Genomic DNA, 16,950 nt, shown 5'->3' on the forward strand with positions numbered 1-16,950 from the left:
GAAAAGCATCTAAAGTGTCGGCTTTTTTGTTGTCTGCATTTAGATTGTTTAGCTTATTGCTCATTTGGTAAAAGTGTTTTGTTCGCTTTAACTGCTTATTTAGTTTATGTTTTCATATAAGTAACAAGTATCAACACTTTCCAACTGGAGATAATATGGCTGGACACAGTAAATTTGCCAATATTAAACATCGTAAAGCTGCTCAAGATGCCAAACGCGGTAAAATTTTTACGAAGTTAATTCGTGAGATTACCGTAGCCGCCAAAGAAGGTGGCGGTGAGGTTGATAACAATCCACGTCTGCGTGCTGCCATTGATAAAGCACTTTCTAACAACATGACTCGTGACACCATTAACCGTGCAGTGACCCGTGGTGCTGGTGGTGAAGGTGACGAAGGTGTAGAAACTGTTATCTATGAAGGTTACGGTCCTGCTGGTACGGCAGTAATGGTTGAGTGTTTAACGGATAACCGTAATCGTACTGTTTCAGGTGTACGCCATGCATTCTCTAAAGCAGGCGGTAATCTAGGTACTGATGGTAGTGTAAGTTACCTTTTCGATAAGAAAGGGGTGATTTCATACGCGGCAGGTTTAGAAGAAGATGCTGTAATGGAAGTTGCACTAGAATCTGGTGCTGATGATATTGAAACCAATGATGATGGTTCAATTGATGTTTACACTACACCGTCTGATTTCGGTATCGTGAAAGATGCGTTAGATGCGGCAGGTTTTACAGCAGAAAATGCAGAAGTAACCTTAGTGCCATCAACGAAAGCAGAATTAGATGCCACTACGGCACCGAAACTACTGCGCCTGATTGATGCACTAGAAGATCTCGATGACGTTCAAGAAGTTTACCATAACGGTGACATGTCAGATGAAGTAGCAGCAACACTTGAATAATTGCTCGCTATGGTTGTATTAAATGTCGATTATTTTAGGAATTGACCCCGGCTCTCGTATTACCAGTTACGGGGTTATTCGTCAGGTTGGACGAAAATTAGAATATTTAGGTAGTGGTTGTATTCGTACTTCTGAACCTGATATTCCTGGACGATTAAAGCAAATCTATGCGGGTGTATCGGAAGTGATCACCCAATTTCAGCCTGATTGTTTTGCCATTGAAGAAGTCTTCATGGGCAAAAATGCCAGTTCAGCAATTAAGTTAGGACAGGCCCGTGGCAGTGCCATTGTTGCGGCGGTGAATGCGGATTTACCTGTTAGTGAATATGCCGCACGTTTGATCAAACAAGCTGTGGTAGGTACAGGTGGTGCCGATAAAGCCCAAGTGCAGCACATGGTTTGTTCAGTACTGAAGTTGGCTGGAAAACCGCAAGCCGATGCTGCCGATGCATTAGCCGTAGCGATTTGTCATGCCCATACCCATAAAACGCTGGTGGCAATGGCAGGTAAAGCCACAGGTGCTCGCCGTGGTCGTTATCGATAAGTGATATACCCATTTCATTGGAAAAATAAAAGCAGCCTTGAGCTGCTTTTTTTCTGTCTAAATTTTAGTGAAGTAAAGCAATAAAGCGAAATCAGCTTGGCTCTCTAGTGATAAAGTGCTGGATATCCATCCAGCTCTTTACTATTCTAGTGCCAGTTTAAATTCAATATAGAGATAATGTTTTGATTGGTCGACTACGTGGAATAGTAATTGAAAAGCAGCCACCAGAAGTATTACTTGAAGTGGGCGGTATTGGCTATGAAGTTCAAATGCCGATGAGCTGTTTTTATGAGTTACCTGAGATCGGCCAAGAAGCCATTATTTTTACTCATTTTGTTGTTCGTGAAGATGCACAACTGTTATATGGCTTTAACAAGAAAAGCGAACGTGAGCTTTTCCGTGAAGTGATCAAAGCTAACGGTGTGGGGCCAAAATTAGGCTTAGCGATTCTATCTGCGATGACTGCAAGCCAGTTTGTTCGTAGCGTTGAGCTAGAAGATGTGACAACGCTGGTGAAAATCCCGGGTGTCGGTAAGAAAACCGCTGAACGTCTGGTCGTTGAGATGAAAGATCGCTTAAAAGGGTGGGGTGAAGGTGATCTCTTTACACCTGCACTTGATACCGCAGCATCTAACGCACCAATCCAAGATCCTACTAACCAAGCACGCGCTGAAGATGAAGCAGTAAGCGCATTAATTGCATTGGGTTATAAACCACAAATTGCCGCTAAAGTCGTATCGCAAGTGACACAGCCAGAAATGAGCAGTGAAGCGATTATCCGTGATGCACTTCGTTCAATGGTATAAACCAAGTATTGAGTAGACAGTAAACTATGATTGAAGCGGATCGACTGGTTTCGGGCAACTTCGAAACAACACGTGAAGATGACATTATTGATCGCGCGATTCGTCCAAAACTGTTGGATGATTATCAAGGTCAGGATCACGTGCGTGATCAAATGGAAATCTTTATCAAAGCAGCTAAATTGCGTGATGAAGCGTTAGATCACTTATTGATTTTTGGCCCTCCAGGTTTAGGTAAAACCACATTAGCTAATATTGTGGCAAACGAAATGGGCGTGAGTATTCGTACCACTTCAGGTCCGGTACTTGAAAAAGCAGGGGACTTAGCGGCACTTCTGACCAATCTTGAAGAAAACGACGTCTTATTCATTGATGAGATCCACCGTTTAAGCCCACAAGTAGAAGAAGTACTTTATCCTGCAATGGAAGACTACCAATTAGATATTATGATTGGTGAAGGTCCAGCTGCACGCTCCATCAAAATTGATCTACCGCCTTTTACCTTAATTGGCGCAACCACACGTGCAGGCTCATTGACTTCTCCGTTGCGTGATCGCTTTGGTATTACTCAGCGTTTGGAGTACTACAAAGTTGAAGATCTTAAAGACATTGTGAGTCGTAGCGCTAACTGTTTGGGCTTATCAATGGAAGAAGCGGGGGCGTTAGAAGTTGCAATGCGTGCCCGTGGTACACCACGTATTGCGAACCGTTTATTACGTCGTGTGCGAGATTACGCTGAAGTAAAAGGTAATGGTCATATTTGCCCGGATATCGCTAATAAAGCGTTAGATATGCTGGATGTTGATAGCAGCGGTTTTGACTATATGGATCGTAAATTACTGTTAGCGATCATTGAAAAGTTCATGGGTGGTCCTGTAGGTTTAGATAACCTAGCTGCTGCAATTGGTGAAGAGAAAGACACCATTGAAGATGTACTAGAGCCTTACCTAATTCAGCAAGGTTATTTGCAACGTACCCCAAGAGGGCGTATTGCAACACATCGCGCCTATTTACATTTCGGGCTCGATTTACCTGAAAATGGTAAATAAAGAATACTTGAGAAAAAAGCGAGGTTATATACCTCGCTTTTTTACAAGTAAATAGTTGAGTATTATTCTGGGTTATTCGTTACTGAATTTTATTTCTTTTTTATATGCGACTAATTAACACGGTCCATGTTTCTATTAGTTACCACTAAAAACGTTATAAAAGATTTCACTTTTAGATTTATTATGATTGTTAATTCTAATAATGAAGTTATTTATTAGTTATTGGCTTTAAATATCATTATTTAAAGCCAATAACTAACATAATGATCTAACATATAAAAATAAACATTATGATTTCTAATTACGATAATAATGCTTTGGGGGTAATATAGGAAATGTAAAATGGTGTTTGAAAAAATTTGCTAATCTCAATGTAAAAACTAACTAGCATTTCTTTGGTAGAAACCAATCTATGTACCTGACTCCGTTTAGTTTAGACTATTGAGGTAAATATGATTTCATATCAAGCAAATGTTATTAAATAAGAATAGGATATGAAGTGCTGTGTCATTATTCATAAACTTATTTTATCGTATTACATTCTAAAAATTTAAATTTCCTACCAAAAACCTCATTTAATTGATCTAAATCAAATATACCATCGTAGTGAGGGTCTAGCGCTGTTTTTATTGATATTTGTCAAAGCAAAACTTGTAATAAATTCTTTGAAGATTAGAACTAATATCTGTAATATTACCCCCGACTAAATTAGCTATAGATCAACGTTAAATTAAATTTATTTAAACAATATTGCAACATAATATGGGCGCTTGCTAATTATTAACAAGCGATCAGGAAGGTCGGCAAGATTGCGATGTCTTTTCTATATAAAAGCTAAACCCAATAAATCGGTACGTATGTAGTACTGTCGCCAGTCAGCTGGTGAATAAAGGAGTTATCAATGTTAACTGATGTCGTCGAACTATCGCGGTTACAGTTCGCTTTAACAGCGATGTATCACTTTTTGTTCGTTCCATTGACTCTAGGTATGGCTTTCCTACTAGCCATTATGGAGTCTGTTTATGTAATGACTGGAAAGCAAATCTACAAGGACATGACTAAGTTCTGGGGTAAGCTTTTCGCCATTAACTTTGCTCTTGGTGTGGCTACTGGCCTATCTATGGAGTTCCAGTTTGGTACAAACTGGGCATACTACTCTCACTATGTTGGTGATATCTTTGGTGCGCCTCTAGCTATCGAAGCACTAATGGCATTCTTCCTAGAATCAACGTTAGTCGGCATGTTCTTCTTTGGTTGGGATCGCCTATCTAAGCGTCAGCACCTTACTGTCACTTGGCTAGTTGCTCTTGGCTCAAACTTTTCCGCTCTATGGATTCTGGTTGCAAACGGCTGGATGCAAAACCCAGTAGGCGCAGATTTCAACTTTGAAACAATGCGTATGGAAATGGTGAGCTTTGCAGACGTAGTACTTAACCCTGTAGCACAGGTGAAATTCGTTCACACTGTAGCATCTGGTTATGTATGTGGTGCAATGTTCATTCTAGGTGTTAGTGCATACTACATGCTGAAAGGCCGTGATATTGCGTTTGCGCGTCGTTCATTTGCAATCGCAGCAGCGTTCGGTATGGCATCTATCGTTTCTGTAATGATCCTTGGTGATGAGTCAGGCTACGAGCTAGGCGACGTTCAGAAAACAAAACTAGCAGCAATTGAAGCTGAATGGCACACAGAGCCAGCACCAGCGGCATTTACTGCATTTGGTTTCCCTAATCAAGAAACCATGGAAACAGATTACGCAATTAAGATCCCTTACCTAATGGGTATCATTGCAACACGTTCTCTTGATACACAAGTAACGGGTATCCGTGACCTTAAGAAAGAGCACGAAGTACGTATTCGTAACGGTATGGTTGCATACGGCCTACTAGAGAAACTACGTGCTGGTGACAAGACACCTGAAAACATTGCAGCTTTCGACGAAGTGAAGAAAGACCTAGGTTACGGCCTACTTCTTAAGCCTTACACTGACAAAGTTGTTGATGCGACACCAGAACAAATTCAAAAAGCAGTGGATGACTCAATCCCTCAAGTATGGCCGCTATTCTTTAGCTTCCGTATCATGGTGGGTGCAGGCTTCCTAATGTTTGCAATCATTGGTGCTGCATTTATCCAGTCTTGTCGTCACAAGATCACAGGTAACAAGCTTGTGCTTAAAGCTGCACTATTTGGTATTCCACTACCATGGATTGCGATTGAAGCAGGTTGGTTCGTTGCAGAATACGGCCGTCAACCATGGGCTGTAGGTGAGATCCTTCCAGTACATATGGCAGCATCTAACCTAGAACCGTCACAACTATGGTTCTCACTAGCAGCAATTCTAGCGCTATACACAGCGTTCCTAGTGGCTGAAGTTTATCTGATGGTTAAGTTCGCTCGTCTTGGTCCAAGTAGCTTGAAAACAGGTCGCTACCATTTCGAACAAAATGATACAAAACAAGATGTGGTTTCACGTCAAGTTGAAGCGTAAGCAGGGAGAAACAAATAATGTTTGATTATGAAAGCTTGCGATTTATTTGGTGGTTATTAATCGGTGTATTATGTATCGGTTTTGCTATCACTGATGGTTTTGATATGGGTGTAGGTATCCTTTCTCATATCATTGGTAAAACAGATAGTGAACGCCGAGTAATGATCAACTCGATCGCACCTCACTGGGATGGTAACCAAGTATGGTTAATCACCGCTGGTGGTGCATTGTTCGCAGCATGACTACTAGTTTACGCAACAGTATTCTCTGGTTTCTACGTTGCAATGATCCTGACGCTAGCTGCACTTTGGCTACGTCCACTAGGTTTCGATTACCGTTCTAAACTGACTGATCCAAAATGGCGTAGCCTTTGGGATAAAGCCATCTTCGTAGGTAGCTTTGTACCACCTGTGATCTTCGGTGTTGCGTTCGGTAACCTAATGCAAGGTGTTCCATTTGAGCTAAACGAGTTCATGATCCCAACTTACAAGGGTTCATTCTTCGGTCTGCTAAACCCATTTGCCCTACTATGTGGTGTTGTTAGCTTACTGATGATCGTGACGCAAGGTGCAACATTCCTGCAAATGAAAACAACAGATGCAATCCATGCACGTTCACGTAACGTAGCTGCAGCTTCTGCAATTATCATGGCAGTTGTATTTGTTATTGCTGGTTTCGTATCTCAAAGCATCAACGGTTATGTGATCACATCTGAAATCGTGAAAAACGCGCCTTCAGATCCAACAACGAAAGAAGTAATGCGTCAGACAGGTGCACTATTCATTAACTACGCTAACTATCCAGCACTATGGATTGCGCCAATCCTAGCTGTAGTAATGCCGTTACTGACTGCACTATGTTCACGTGCTAACCGTGCAGGTTTTGCTTTCCTATTCTCAAGCCTAACTATGGTTGGCGTGGTATTAACGTTTGGTTTTGCAACATTCCCATTCATTATGCCTTCAAGCCTAGATCCAAACATCAGCTTGACTATTTGGGATGCAACATCATCTGAGTTAACAATGAAACTGATGACAGTAGTTGCCTTTATTATGGTTCCTGTGATCTTGGCTTACACCGCTTGGTGTTACTACAAAATGTTTGGTCGTCTTGATACTAAATATATCGAAGACAACAGCACTTCACTGTACTAAGGAGTAGAACAACATGTGGTATTTTGCTTGGATTCTAGGCATTCTTCTGGCTTGTTCTTTCGGTATTATCAATGCCCTATGGCTTGAAACGACTGAAGATATGGATAAAGACAGTGAGTAATATAGAGCGTGCGATAAAAGCAGTGCATGCACCGCTGATGAAACTTCCACTGAAACTACTAGCGATTGCAATGGCAGTGGCTGTTGCAGGGTTAGTGATGTGGGAACCTCATCAATTCGCTGAAGCTATTGGCGGATTTAATCCGGTGATCGCACCATTGATGATTTGGGCAACTTGTAGTGCCATGGTATTTGGTATGAGTTTTGTTCCTCATCGTTGGTATTGGCAGTTATTTTTCTCGCCAATTATCGCACTACCTATATTGATCTATATTCTAGGTTTGTACTTCTTGTAATAAGGCGTATAAACCCAAGAACAAAAAGCGGCTTGCTACCTCGTAGTGAGCCGCTTTTTTATAACTAAAGCATGAAACTTCGGCACCATTAACAGAACTGAAGATTACTGCGCATGGTATGTGAACAGAAATGTGATTTGATTGTCAGAATGAGCACCAGAGGGCTAAATTTCGGTAAAATAGCCGATGGAGAGCATCCGTCAGTAACAACCTCACATTAACTTGATGTATAGTAGCGACAGAATTTTTTTACTTATCTGGATGATAGGTACGCTGTGATGGTAATAAAATGAAACAACTTGATGTTTTTAAGTGGCAAGTAACCATTTACTATGAAGACACAGATGTTGGTGGGCTTGTTTACCATGCCAATTATTTGAAGTTTTTTGAGCGTGCTCGAACCGAATATTTGAGAACAATTGGGCTACATCAGCAGCAATTATTTTCACAAAATATCAGCTTTGTTGTTCGTAATGTGAACATCGATTTCCTACGAGGTGCAAAGCTAGATGATCAATTGATGGTGCATACCGTGTTACAAAATCCGAAAGGGGCATCCATCGAATTTCATCATGAATTAGTAAATAGTAGCAATGAAGTGTTGTGTAAGGCATTGGTGAAGGTCGCGTGTATCGACCCTACCAAAATGAAGCCAAGAGCACTTCCAGAACAGTTAAAGCTGGAGATAAATTAAGTGAACTCAGAACTGACGATTTTAGACCTTTTTATGCAAGCCAGTTTGCTTGTGAAAATGGTAATGCTTATTTTGCTTGGTATGTCGATTGCATCATGGGCAATGATCATTAAGCGTTCACAAGTCTTGTCTGAAGCAAGCCGTAAAGCAGCACAGTTTGAAGATCGTTTCTGGTCAGGTGTTGATTTATCTCAGCTATATAAAGAAGTACAAGGGCGTAAAGATGAGCTAACTGGCTCAGAGCAAATTTTCTATTCAGGTTTTAAAGAGTTTGCGCGTCTACACCGTAGCAATGACAAAGTGCCAGAAGCGGTAATGGAAGGTACAGGTCGTGCAATGCGTGTATCACTGTCTAAAGAAGTGGATGAGCTAGAAACAAGCCTGCCATTTTTAGCAACAGTAGGTTCAATCAGCCCATACATCGGTCTGTTTGGTACAGTATGGGGCATCATGACAGCGTTCATCGCACTAGGTGCGGTTAAGCAAGCAACACTAGCAATGGTTGCACCGGGTATTGCAGAAGCACTAGTTGCAACGGCAATGGGCCTGTTTGCCGCGATTCCTGCAGTTATGTTCTACAACCGCCTAACTAACAAAGTAGCGAAACTAGAGCACACTTACGCAACATTCATGGAAGAGTTTTCAAGCATTTTACACCGTCAAGCATTTGCCGCTAACCAGGAGCAATAAGCGATGGCTTATCAACCAAAAAAGCGCAAGATGACGGCAGAAATCAACGTAGTACCTTACATCGACGTGATGTTGGTACTGTTGATCATCTTTATGGTAACAGCACCGTTTGTTAGCCAAGGTGTGGACGTGGAATTACCACAAACCACCACAGCAGAAACAGTGGCTGATATGAATAAAGATAGCGACACGCCGCCAATCATTGTTGAAGTGGATAAAGACGGTCACTTGGGTGTGAGTATTGATAATGCTGACATGCAACGTGGTTTATCACTACAAGAAGTATTGGCACGTGTGAAAGCCCAAATGGCGGCGCAACCAAAAACATTAGTGATGGTGGGCGGTGATGGTCGTACACCTTACGCTCATATTATCGAAACATTAGATGCCTTAAACCAAGCAGGTGTTGGCTCTGTTGGCTTGATGACTGAGCCTCTTGAGCAATAAGGTAGTCACGAATGAAAAATAACAATTACACAGGTTCCACCTTAATATCGTTATTTCTTCATGCGCTATTGATAGGACTATTGCTGTGGGGCGCTGATTTTACCATGCATAAACCAGAGACTGGCGGCAATACTATTCAGGCTGTTGTGGTTGATCCTGCCATGATCAACCAACAAGCAAAGCAAATTAGAGAGCAAAGAGAAGCTGCTAAACGTGCTGAGCAAGAACGCAAGAAACGTTTAGAGCAGCAAACTGAAGCCCTTGAAAAGCAGCGAAAAGCCGAAGCAGAGCGAGTTCGTCAGCTGAAAGCCGATAAGCTAAAAGCTGAAAAAGAAGCCCGTGAAGCAGAAGAACAACGTAAGCTAGTTGCAGAGCAGCAAAAGCAAGCGGCAGAAGAAAAGCGTAAAGCAGAAGAAGCTGCTAAAGTCGCGAAAGCACAAGCAGCGAAAGCCGAAGCGGAGCGTAAAGCCAAGCAAGAGGCTGCGGAAAAAGCCGAGCAAGTTCGTCAGCAAAAACTGGCAGAGCAACGTAAAGCGGAAGAAGCAAGCCGTAAAGCTGAGCAAGAACGTCAAAAGCAAATAGCAGCGAAGAAGAAAGCCGAAGAAGAGGCCGCGAAAGCAGAAGCTAAGCGTAAAGAGGCGGAAGCGAAACGTCTAGAAGCCGAGCGCAAAGCAGCAGAAGCGAAGAAAAAAGCCGAAGCTGAAGCAAAACGTAAAGCTGCTGAAGCAAAGAAACTTGAACAGCAAAAAGAAGCTGCATTGAATGATATGTTTGCAGGCCTTGAAGCTGAAAATGAACAACGTGGCGGTGCTCGTGGTCAACACATTGCCGATGAAGTTGCACGCTATGGCGCAATCTACAAACAGATGATTCAACAGAACTTATTAGTTGATCAAAGTTTTAAAGGTCAAGAGTGTAATTTGACCATGCGCTTATCTGCTGATGGTTTAGTGTTAGACGTTACTCAAAATGGTGGCGACGGTGCACTGTGTCGTGCAGCGAAATCTGCGGTGGTGAAGGTGAGTCAATTCCCGATGCCTGATGACCCAGATGTTGTGAAGAAATTAAGAGATATCAAACTAGCGGTAACGCCACAATAATACTGATTGTGGTGAAACATAAAATAGGAGCGATGGATGAAACGTTGGATAATGGGCTTATGTTTAGCTCTATTAAGCGTTAGTCAATTTGCAAATGCTGCACTTGAATTAGTGATCACCGATGGTGTCGACTCAGCGCGACCAATTGGTGTTGTGCCATTCCAATGGGAAGGCGAAGGTAAACTACCGACAGATATTTCTGCGGTAATTGCATCCGATTTACAAAGAAGTGGTAAGTTCAGCCCAGTGCCGATAAATAAATTGCCACAACTACCTCACAACGAAAGCCAAATTGATTACTCTGCGTGGAGTAAAATGGGTGTGGACGCTGTGGTGACAGGTACTATTACAAAAAATGCAGATGGTAATTACACTGTTAACTATCAACTCGTTGATATCGTCAAAGGTAAGCTAGCTGCGGGCACTGAAGGTGCGGCGAAAGGTGATTATCTGCTGCTGAATAACCAAGCATCAGTAAAACCAAATCGCATGCGTCAGTATGCTCACCGTATCTCTGATTTGATTTACCAAAAGCTGACTGGTGAGCGCGGTGCGTTCTTAACCCGTATTGCTTATGTTGATAACAACCAAGGGGCGAAATTCCCATACCAGTTACTTGTTGCTGATTACGATGGCTACAACGAGCGTGTCGTGCTGAAATCTAAGCAGCCGCTAATGTCACCAGCATGGTCACCAGATGGTAGCAAACTAGCGTATGTAAGCTTTGAAAGCGGTAAAGCACAAATCTTCGTGTTAGATATCTATACAGGTAAACGTGAAGTAGTGGCGGATTACCCTCGTCACAATGGTTCACCTCAGTTCTCACCAGATGGCAGCAAGCTAGCGATGGTGTTATCTAAGACAGGTAGCCTACAGGTTTATATTAAAGATCTTCGTACTAAGCAATTGCGTCAAATCACCCATGGTCGTGCAAACAACACGGAAGCGGTTTGGGCGCCAGATGGTCAGTCTATTTACTTCACGTCAGATCGTGGTGGACGTCCTCAGGTTTACCACATGGATTTAGCAACAGGTGATACTCAGCGTGTAACATGGCAGGGCAGTCAGAACATGGGCCCACAAGTAACACCAGATGGTCGTTACCTTGTTGTTGTTAACCGTTCAGACAGCGGTTACAACATTGCTAAACAAGATCTTAAAACTGGCGCGATGCAAATTTTGACCAAAGCTCGTCTTGCAGAATCACCAAGCATTGCACCTAACGGAAGTATGATTATTTATAGCTCAGCGCAGAATAATGGTACTTATGAATTATCTCTGGTATCTATCGATGGTCGTTTCCAAGCGCGTTTGCCGTCAAGCAGTAAACGTGTACGTGCTCCATCATGGGGACCGTTTTTATAATTAGAACTAGCTTAATTTGCCTTGTAGGTATCACTGAGTTTAAAAAGGAAATATAGATGCAACTGAACAAAATTTTAAAAAGTTTAGCTATTGTACTTCCAATGATGACATTGGCTGCGTGTAGCTCAACTGATAGTGCAGACAGCTCTGCGGCTAACCAAAATGGTACCAATGGTGGTAATTCTCGCCCTGATCAATCAATCGTAACGCCAGTTGATCAATCAGGTAGCATGAGCGAAGAGCAACTGTTAGAGCAACAACTACAGCAGCTTCGTCAAGAGCAAACAGTATTCTTCAAGTTTGATAACTCAGAAATCCAACCTGAATACCAAGCAATGCTAGAAGCACACGCCGCTTACCTACGTGACCATCCAAGTGTAAAAGTGATTGTTGAAGGTCATGCTGATGAGCGTGGTACGCCAGAATACAACATTGCACTAGGCGAGCGTCGTGCAACAGCGGTAGCACAATACCTACAAGCATTAGGTGTACCAGCAAGCCAACTTTCAATCGTTAGCTACGGTGAAGAAAAACCTCTAGTGTTAGGTCACACTGATGCTGATTACGCGAAAAACCGTCGCGCGGTTTTAGTTTACTAATCTGATTTAGGTAAACAAAAATATGAGCAGTAACAAAGTAATGCGAAAACTTGCATTAGTGTTGCTGATGAGTGCGGCGACCCAAGTGGTCGCCGCGCCTGTATCGGCAGCGAATTTAGATAGCCTAGAGCGCATGTTAGAAGCGCAAGGCCAAGTACAATTACAGATGCAACGTCGCTTAGAGCAAATGTCTTCTGATATTGATGAGCTACGTGGCAATGTTGAGCGTAACAGCTACGACATTAAGAAGATCGTTGAGCGTCAACGTGAAATCTACCGTGAAGTGGATAACTTAAGCCGTCAGCCTGAGAAAGCAGCGCCAGCAGAAGAGAAAAAAGAACCAGCGTCAACTGAAGCTTATTCAAGTAACGTTAGTGAAAACGCAGCGTACGAGAAAGCGGTTAATCTGATCTTAAAAGATAAAGATTACAAAGGCGCAACCAAAGCGTTCCAAAGCTTCTTAACCACATACCCAGATTCAGTATACAAGCCAAATGCAAGTTACTGGCTAGGGCAGTTGTTCTTCGCTCAGAACCAATTAGCGGATGCTGCAACGAACTTCAAAGTGGTTGCCGACACCAAAGATTCAAGCAAACGTGCCGACGCATTATTGAAACTTGGTGTGATTGCAGAGCGTAGTAATGACGTTGCAACAGCGAAAACCTATTACCAAGAAGTGGTGAAATCGTACCCGAACTCAACATCGGCACAACAGGCAAAAACAGCATTAGCTAAGCTGAAATAATCCTGTTAACTCAGTATGTAATCAAAAGCCTAGGTAGCAAAGTATCACTTTGTTCCTAGGCTTTTTTGTTATCGTTAGGTCGAAGCTGTGTTGGTTAAAGGTGAAATTTAGGAAATCCAGCGTATAATGTTCGGACACAAAAGGAATGCTAACGAGCAAGTGAATAATGAGTATTACATTTGATCCATCGGAGATGGTTTACCCGTTTCCACCTAAACCTGCGCCATTAACTGATGCTGAAAAACAAAATTATATTGAGCAAATTAAGCAACTGCTAAAGGAAAAAGATGCAGTGCTGGTGGCGCACTATTACACCGATCCAGAGATCCAAGCATTAGCAGAAGAAACGGGTGGATTCGTTGGTGATTCCCTTGAAATGGCACGTTTTGGTAACCAACACCCAGCAACAACCCTGATCATTTGTGGTGTTCGCTTTATGGGTGAGTCAGCGAAAATCCTGACACCTGAAAAGCGTGTATTAATGCCAACCTTAGAAGCTGAATGTTCACTAGACTTAGGCTGTCCTGTTGATGCCTTTAGTGAGTTCTGTGATGCTCACCCAGATCACACCGTTGTGGTGTATGCCAATACATCAGCAGCCGTAAAAGCACGTGCTGATTGGGTAGTCACATCCAGTATTGCACTTGAAATTGTTGAGCACCTAGATAGTGAAGATAAGAAAATTATCTGGGGGCCAGATCGCCACCTAGGCTCATATATTCAAAAGAAAACAGGCGCAGACATGCTGTTATGGCAGGGCGAATGTATCGTTCATGACGAGTTCTCTGCTAAAGCACTTCGTGACATGAAACACCTTTACCCAGATGCAGCGATTTTGGTTCACCCAGAATCACCAGCAAGTGTTGTTGCTTTAGCGGATGCGGTAGGTTCTACAAGTCAGTTAATTAAAGCTGCTAAAGAGCTGCCGAATGAAAAGCTGATTGTGGCAACTGATAAAGGCATCTTCTTCAAAATGCAGCAAATGGTACCTGAAAAAGAGTTGGTTGAAGCCCCAACAGCAGGTGCAGGCGCAACATGTCGAAGCTGTGCACATTGTCCGTGGATGGCAATGAATGGCTTAAAAGCGATTTACACCGGGTTATCTGAAGGTGGTGAACAACATGAGATCTTTGTTGATGAATCACTACGTGAAAAATCACTGATCCCATTAAATCGTATGCTAGATTTTGCCGCTAAATTGCAATTGAAAGTAAAAGGGAATGCGTAATTAACGTTTATCTCTAGCTAAGCACTAGCAAACAGCAAGATAACAGATACTAAAAAGGCGAACATCATGTTCGCCTTTGTTGTTTTTGCTTGCAGAGCTGCGTGATATTTACGCTTCTACTAGCTGAGCACCACGTTGGGTTAAGCCACATAGCATCGTTGGGATCGCATTGAAGATCTCTTCAAACTGCGCCAGTGCGTCAGCACCTTGCTCGCTTAATGCTTCTAATGCAGTTTCAGGATCAAACAATAAGCTGATTGAAAGTAATACGCCGCCAAGTAGGGCATTGTCTTCACTTTCAGGTGGCATAATGGTTTCCCAATCATCACGTGCTAATTGCCAGCCTTGAAGCATACCTTCACAGAAGTCGCTGGTCTCTTGAGTCACAATCTGACCATCATCAAGAGCACAGCCTTCAGGCCATTTCCACGTGCTTTCAAATAGGGCTTTACGCGCTTCATTCCAAATATCAATGATCGCGTTAGCGTACGCTTCTAATTCTTCATGAGTGCTAAAAGGTGAGATTTCATCACCGCCCCATAAAAATGCTAACCATTCAGCTGGATCAATAATGTTTGGCGCAGCAGCCATCGCAGTGACAAAACCACGTGTTTGAGATTCGTTAAGTAGCTGTTCGGCAAGGTGTTGATCTTGCAAAATGACGTTAAGTTGTGAAGACATAAACTATCTCTATTTAATCATTGTTAGGGTATTACTAGACGTATTTAACGATCAACGAAAGAGTAATAACGTTATACCAACCATTGTAACAGGCTAATTGCGCCAATATAGAGCAGGGTAAGAGATATTTTAACATTGATGATAATTTTGTTGTAAAAGTAAGCACTTAAAAAAGGGATTTCAGTTTTGTCTTGACCTTATACCCTTAGCACAATATAGTAGCCGTCCGTTGAGAGGCATAGCCTATCAACAAAAAGTGGTGAGGTGTCCGAGTGGCTGAAGGAGCACGCCTGGAAAGTGTGTATACGGCAACGTATCGAGGGTTCGAATCCCTCCCTCACCGCCATCTCTTATTTAATAAGAGATCACAATTTAGGAGAGATGGCTGAGTGGTTGAAAGCACCGGTCTTGAAAACCAGCATACGTTAATAGCGTATCTAGGGTTCAAATCCCTATCTCTCCGCCATATTAAAGAAGGCTGCTGAGTTAATTCTCAGCAGCCTTTTTGCTTTGAGTCATTTGACATTTTAAAAGCAGGGTTCAAATCCTCAAATACCCAGAACGACTCCGCGATATTAAAGAAAGCCGCTAGCGAAAGTTAGCGGCTTTTTTGCGTTTGAAGTATATAGATTTAGCTAATTTTTAACGTTTTAAATTTTAATTGCTAGCGAGCTTCTGTGGCATGGAGTTGGACAGAAATTGCTTATATTAACTGATCTACTTTCTTGAGTAGATATTAGAAAAAGTATGGATAGTTGTCGGCTGCACGACAACTATCCTTGTTTGTTAACCGTTTATGCAAAGTTCAACTTCTTAACCTTGTTAAACAAGAACTTACATGCCCATAAATACGGAAACATTGTTGAAAATAAAACAAAGTACTCAAACGAACTAAACCAAAAGTTAGACCACTTTAAATTAACGCCAACCAGTAAATTTAAAGTCACTAAGGGAAGTAAGACACCAAACACCATATTAAACATAATCAGGGTAATAACTTTGAGCGTTGTTTCTTTAACTCTAAAAGTTTCGTTGTAAGTATTGAAGCTAGAAATAGAGGAAGAAAGTAACGGAATCACATCCCTTTCAACAACATGCAATTTTTCAAAGTAACTAACAAAGATACCTTGAAAGTCAGTCACTCTATCAACATGAGGCTGATGAAATTGCTTCCAAATTCTCTCTTGCTCACTTTTAGGCATTTGCTCAGGCATATTGACCACCTGCTTTTCAAACATCTCTTTTTGTTCCTTCAATTGCTGTTGGCGAGTAAATTCCATACCACGACTTGCCAGCGTAATAAGAGAACGGTTGCTTGTACTCCAAGTCCAATTCAAATACCCGACGATCCTTTGCATTTCCTGAATACGCTTTGTATCAAATTCCTTTGAACACAACTGGTTAACACTATCAGTTTGTCCCTGAATGTGAACAAGATTATTATTCCAAAATGGGTAGGTTGTGAATATTGTTGTGAAAAGAGAAAAAAGCTCATTGCATACTGAAATCACCTCTTCGGGGCTAGGTTCTCTTTGGAAAGAGTTTCGCGGCACTCCATATTTTTCCTCGTAATCTAAATATGAATATAGCATTGTTGCTCTGCGTAACGTCTCCTTACCTCTATTGTCCCAATTCAAAGTTCCATCTTGATTCAAGTAAACATTGTTACCATTGAACATCATTGAATTGGGTGTGCTAACAGACATACTGTGCTTTAGAGCTTCATCTAACTTTTCTTTCGCATCGTTCACTTTTTGATACGCGTAAATAGCAAAAGCAGAAAAGAAAGCTGCTACTACACCAATCACAGTTACATGTAATGCAGGAAGAGCTTCTAATATTGGTGAACTCAATTTTATTCCTCTAGTTTTAAGTCTAATGGTGACGGCTAACAGCTTATTAAGAAGCATTAATACTTTCATACAAAATAATGCTCTTAATGCCCGACGATCATAATCAATTTAACTCATAAACATCATGAGCTTGATTGCATTATTTTGTTTCAAAGTGTTTTGGGAATGTGGAAAGTAATAAATGTATGAAAT

17 protein-coding genes, 2 tRNA genes and 1 pseudogene are annotated in these 16,950 nt (G+C 41.9%); 18 read left to right on the forward strand and 2 right to left on the reverse strand.

Annotation, left to right across the window (positions count from 1 at the left end; translation table 11 throughout):
* The first annotated feature begins 155 nt into the window (after positions 1-155).
* The 16 genes and pseudogenes from Q7674_RS12200 (at position 156) to nadA (ending at position 14,224) form a co-directional block, all read left to right on the forward strand.
* The gene (locus tag Q7674_RS12200; protein WP_045063957.1) at positions 156-902 is read left to right on the forward strand and encodes a YebC/PmpR family DNA-binding transcriptional regulator; all 747 of its coding nucleotides are present in this window, start codon (positions 156-158) and stop codon (positions 900-902) included.
* A 22-nt stretch (positions 903-924) separates the two neighbouring features.
* Positions 925-1,446, forward strand: coding sequence for a crossover junction endodeoxyribonuclease RuvC (gene ruvC, locus Q7674_RS12205; protein WP_305423866.1), 522 nt, complete (start codon positions 925-927; stop codon positions 1,444-1,446).
* 182 nt (positions 1,447-1,628) lie between these two features.
* Positions 1,629-2,252, forward strand: coding sequence for a Holliday junction branch migration protein RuvA (gene ruvA / locus Q7674_RS12210; RefSeq protein WP_023932929.1), 624 nt, complete (start codon positions 1,629-1,631; stop codon positions 2,250-2,252).
* Between the two features lie 26 nt (positions 2,253-2,278).
* A complete protein-coding gene (gene ruvB / locus Q7674_RS12215) occupies positions 2,279-3,298 on the forward strand; it encodes a Holliday junction branch migration DNA helicase RuvB (RefSeq protein WP_008986611.1) in 1,020 nt (339 codons plus the stop codon).
* A gap of 901 nt (positions 3,299-4,199) precedes the next feature.
* Entirely contained in the window at positions 4,200-5,786 is a 1,587-nt protein-coding gene (cydA, locus tag Q7674_RS12220; protein WP_008986612.1) for a cytochrome ubiquinol oxidase subunit I, read from the forward strand.
* A 17-nt stretch (positions 5,787-5,803) separates the two neighbouring features.
* Positions 5,804-6,940: pseudogene (gene cydB, locus Q7674_RS12225) on the forward strand (cytochrome d ubiquinol oxidase subunit II).
* Positions 6,941-6,953: 13 nt separating this feature from the next.
* The gene (gene cydX, locus Q7674_RS12230; RefSeq protein WP_042116804.1) at positions 6,954-7,061 is read left to right on the forward strand and encodes a cytochrome bd-I oxidase subunit CydX; all 108 of its coding nucleotides are present in this window, start codon (positions 6,954-6,956) and stop codon (positions 7,059-7,061) included.
* Positions 7,054-7,356 carry a cyd operon protein YbgE gene (gene ybgE, locus Q7674_RS12235; protein ID WP_045063955.1) on the forward strand — a complete coding sequence of 101 codons (303 nt, stop codon included), beginning with the start codon at positions 7,054-7,056 and terminating at the stop codon, positions 7,354-7,356. Before cydX ends, ybgE begins: the two co-directional genes overlap by 8 nt.
* Before the next feature lie 289 nt (positions 7,357-7,645).
* Positions 7,646-8,050 (forward strand): tol-pal system-associated acyl-CoA thioesterase, encoded by a 405-nt coding sequence (gene ybgC / locus Q7674_RS12240; RefSeq protein WP_305423869.1) that lies wholly within the window; start codon positions 7,646-7,648, stop codon positions 8,048-8,050.
* The gene (gene tolQ, locus Q7674_RS12245) at positions 8,051-8,740 is read left to right on the forward strand and encodes a protein TolQ (RefSeq protein ID WP_042116807.1); all 690 of its coding nucleotides are present in this window, start codon (positions 8,051-8,053) and stop codon (positions 8,738-8,740) included. It begins immediately after the preceding gene.
* 3 nt (positions 8,741-8,743) lie between these two features.
* Positions 8,744-9,187 carry a protein TolR gene (gene tolR / locus Q7674_RS12250; protein WP_008986617.1) on the forward strand — a complete coding sequence of 148 codons (444 nt, stop codon included), beginning with the start codon at positions 8,744-8,746 and terminating at the stop codon, positions 9,185-9,187.
* A gap of 11 nt (positions 9,188-9,198) precedes the next feature.
* A complete protein-coding gene (gene tolA / locus Q7674_RS12255; RefSeq protein ID WP_045063954.1) occupies positions 9,199-10,287 on the forward strand; it encodes a cell envelope integrity protein TolA in 1,089 nt (362 codons plus the stop codon).
* A gap of 36 nt (positions 10,288-10,323) precedes the next feature.
* Positions 10,324-11,652 carry a Tol-Pal system beta propeller repeat protein TolB gene (tolB, locus tag Q7674_RS12260; RefSeq protein WP_045063952.1) on the forward strand — a complete coding sequence of 443 codons (1,329 nt, stop codon included), beginning with the start codon at positions 10,324-10,326 and terminating at the stop codon, positions 11,650-11,652.
* Positions 11,653-11,708: 56 nt separating this feature from the next.
* Entirely contained in the window at positions 11,709-12,251 is a 543-nt protein-coding gene (gene pal / locus Q7674_RS12265; protein ID WP_008986620.1) for a peptidoglycan-associated lipoprotein Pal, read from the forward strand.
* A 22-nt stretch (positions 12,252-12,273) separates the two neighbouring features.
* Positions 12,274-12,996, forward strand: coding sequence for a tol-pal system protein YbgF (gene ybgF, locus Q7674_RS12270; protein ID WP_045063951.1), 723 nt, complete (start codon positions 12,274-12,276; stop codon positions 12,994-12,996).
* A gap of 166 nt (positions 12,997-13,162) precedes the next feature.
* Positions 13,163-14,224, forward strand: a complete 1,062-nt coding sequence (gene nadA, locus Q7674_RS12275; protein WP_045063949.1) for a quinolinate synthase NadA — start codon at positions 13,163-13,165, stop codon at positions 14,222-14,224.
* A 108-nt stretch (positions 14,225-14,332) separates the two neighbouring features.
* Here the strand turns inward: nadA and Q7674_RS12280 are convergent, their stop codons facing one another.
* Positions 14,333-14,905: a UPF0149 family protein gene (locus tag Q7674_RS12280; protein WP_045063947.1), complete on the reverse strand. Its 573-nt coding sequence runs from the start codon at positions 14,903-14,905 to the stop codon at positions 14,333-14,335.
* A gap of 258 nt (positions 14,906-15,163) precedes the next feature.
* On the opposite strand from Q7674_RS12280, the gene Q7674_RS12285 reads away from it, so the two are divergent.
* A tRNA-Ser gene (locus Q7674_RS12285) sits at positions 15,164-15,251 on the forward strand.
* A 29-nt stretch (positions 15,252-15,280) separates the two neighbouring features.
* Positions 15,281-15,371, forward strand: a tRNA-Ser gene (locus tag Q7674_RS12290).
* 328 nt (positions 15,372-15,699) lie between these two features.
* Here the strand turns inward: Q7674_RS12290 and Q7674_RS12295 are convergent.
* Positions 15,700-16,827 (reverse strand): hypothetical protein, encoded by a 1,128-nt coding sequence (locus Q7674_RS12295; protein ID WP_045063946.1) that lies wholly within the window; start codon positions 16,825-16,827, stop codon positions 15,700-15,702.
* Positions 16,828-16,950 lie beyond the last annotated feature (123 nt).

It is taken from the genome of Photobacterium leiognathi, assembly GCF_030685535.1.
Classification (GTDB): domain Bacteria; phylum Pseudomonadota; class Gammaproteobacteria; order Enterobacterales; family Vibrionaceae; genus Photobacterium; species Photobacterium leiognathi.

Bases quoted from the DNA above. Each gene is read 5' to 3' on its own strand.
- Q7674_RS12280 (WP_045063947.1), bottom strand. From the start codon at position 14,905: ATGTCTTCACAACTTAACGTCATTTTGCAAGATCAACACCTTGCCGAA.
- ruvC (WP_305423866.1), top strand. From the start codon at position 925: ATGTCGATTATTTTAGGAATTGACCCCGGCTCTCGTATTACCAGTTAC.
- cydX (WP_042116804.1), top strand. From the start codon at position 6,954: ATGTGGTATTTTGCTTGGATTCTAGGCATTCTTCTGGCTTGTTCTTTC.
- Q7674_RS12200 (WP_045063957.1), top strand. From the start codon at position 156: ATGGCTGGACACAGTAAATTTGCCAATATTAAACATCGTAAAGCTGCT.
- ybgF (WP_045063951.1), top strand. From the start codon at position 12,274: ATGAGCAGTAACAAAGTAATGCGAAAACTTGCATTAGTGTTGCTGATG.
- tolB (WP_045063952.1), top strand. From the start codon at position 10,324: ATGAAACGTTGGATAATGGGCTTATGTTTAGCTCTATTAAGCGTTAGT.
- Q7674_RS12295 (WP_045063946.1), bottom strand. From the start codon at position 16,827: ATGAAAGTATTAATGCTTCTTAATAAGCTGTTAGCCGTCACCATTAGA.
- nadA (WP_045063949.1), top strand. From the start codon at position 13,163: ATGAGTATTACATTTGATCCATCGGAGATGGTTTACCCGTTTCCACCT.
- ruvB (WP_008986611.1), top strand. From the start codon at position 2,279: ATGATTGAAGCGGATCGACTGGTTTCGGGCAACTTCGAAACAACACGT.
- tolA (WP_045063954.1), top strand. From the start codon at position 9,199: ATGAAAAATAACAATTACACAGGTTCCACCTTAATATCGTTATTTCTT.
- cydA (WP_008986612.1), top strand. From the start codon at position 4,200: ATGTTAACTGATGTCGTCGAACTATCGCGGTTACAGTTCGCTTTAACA.
- pal (WP_008986620.1), top strand. From the start codon at position 11,709: ATGCAACTGAACAAAATTTTAAAAAGTTTAGCTATTGTACTTCCAATG.
- ybgC (WP_305423869.1), top strand. From the start codon at position 7,646: ATGAAACAACTTGATGTTTTTAAGTGGCAAGTAACCATTTACTATGAA.
- tolR (WP_008986617.1), top strand. From the start codon at position 8,744: ATGGCTTATCAACCAAAAAAGCGCAAGATGACGGCAGAAATCAACGTA.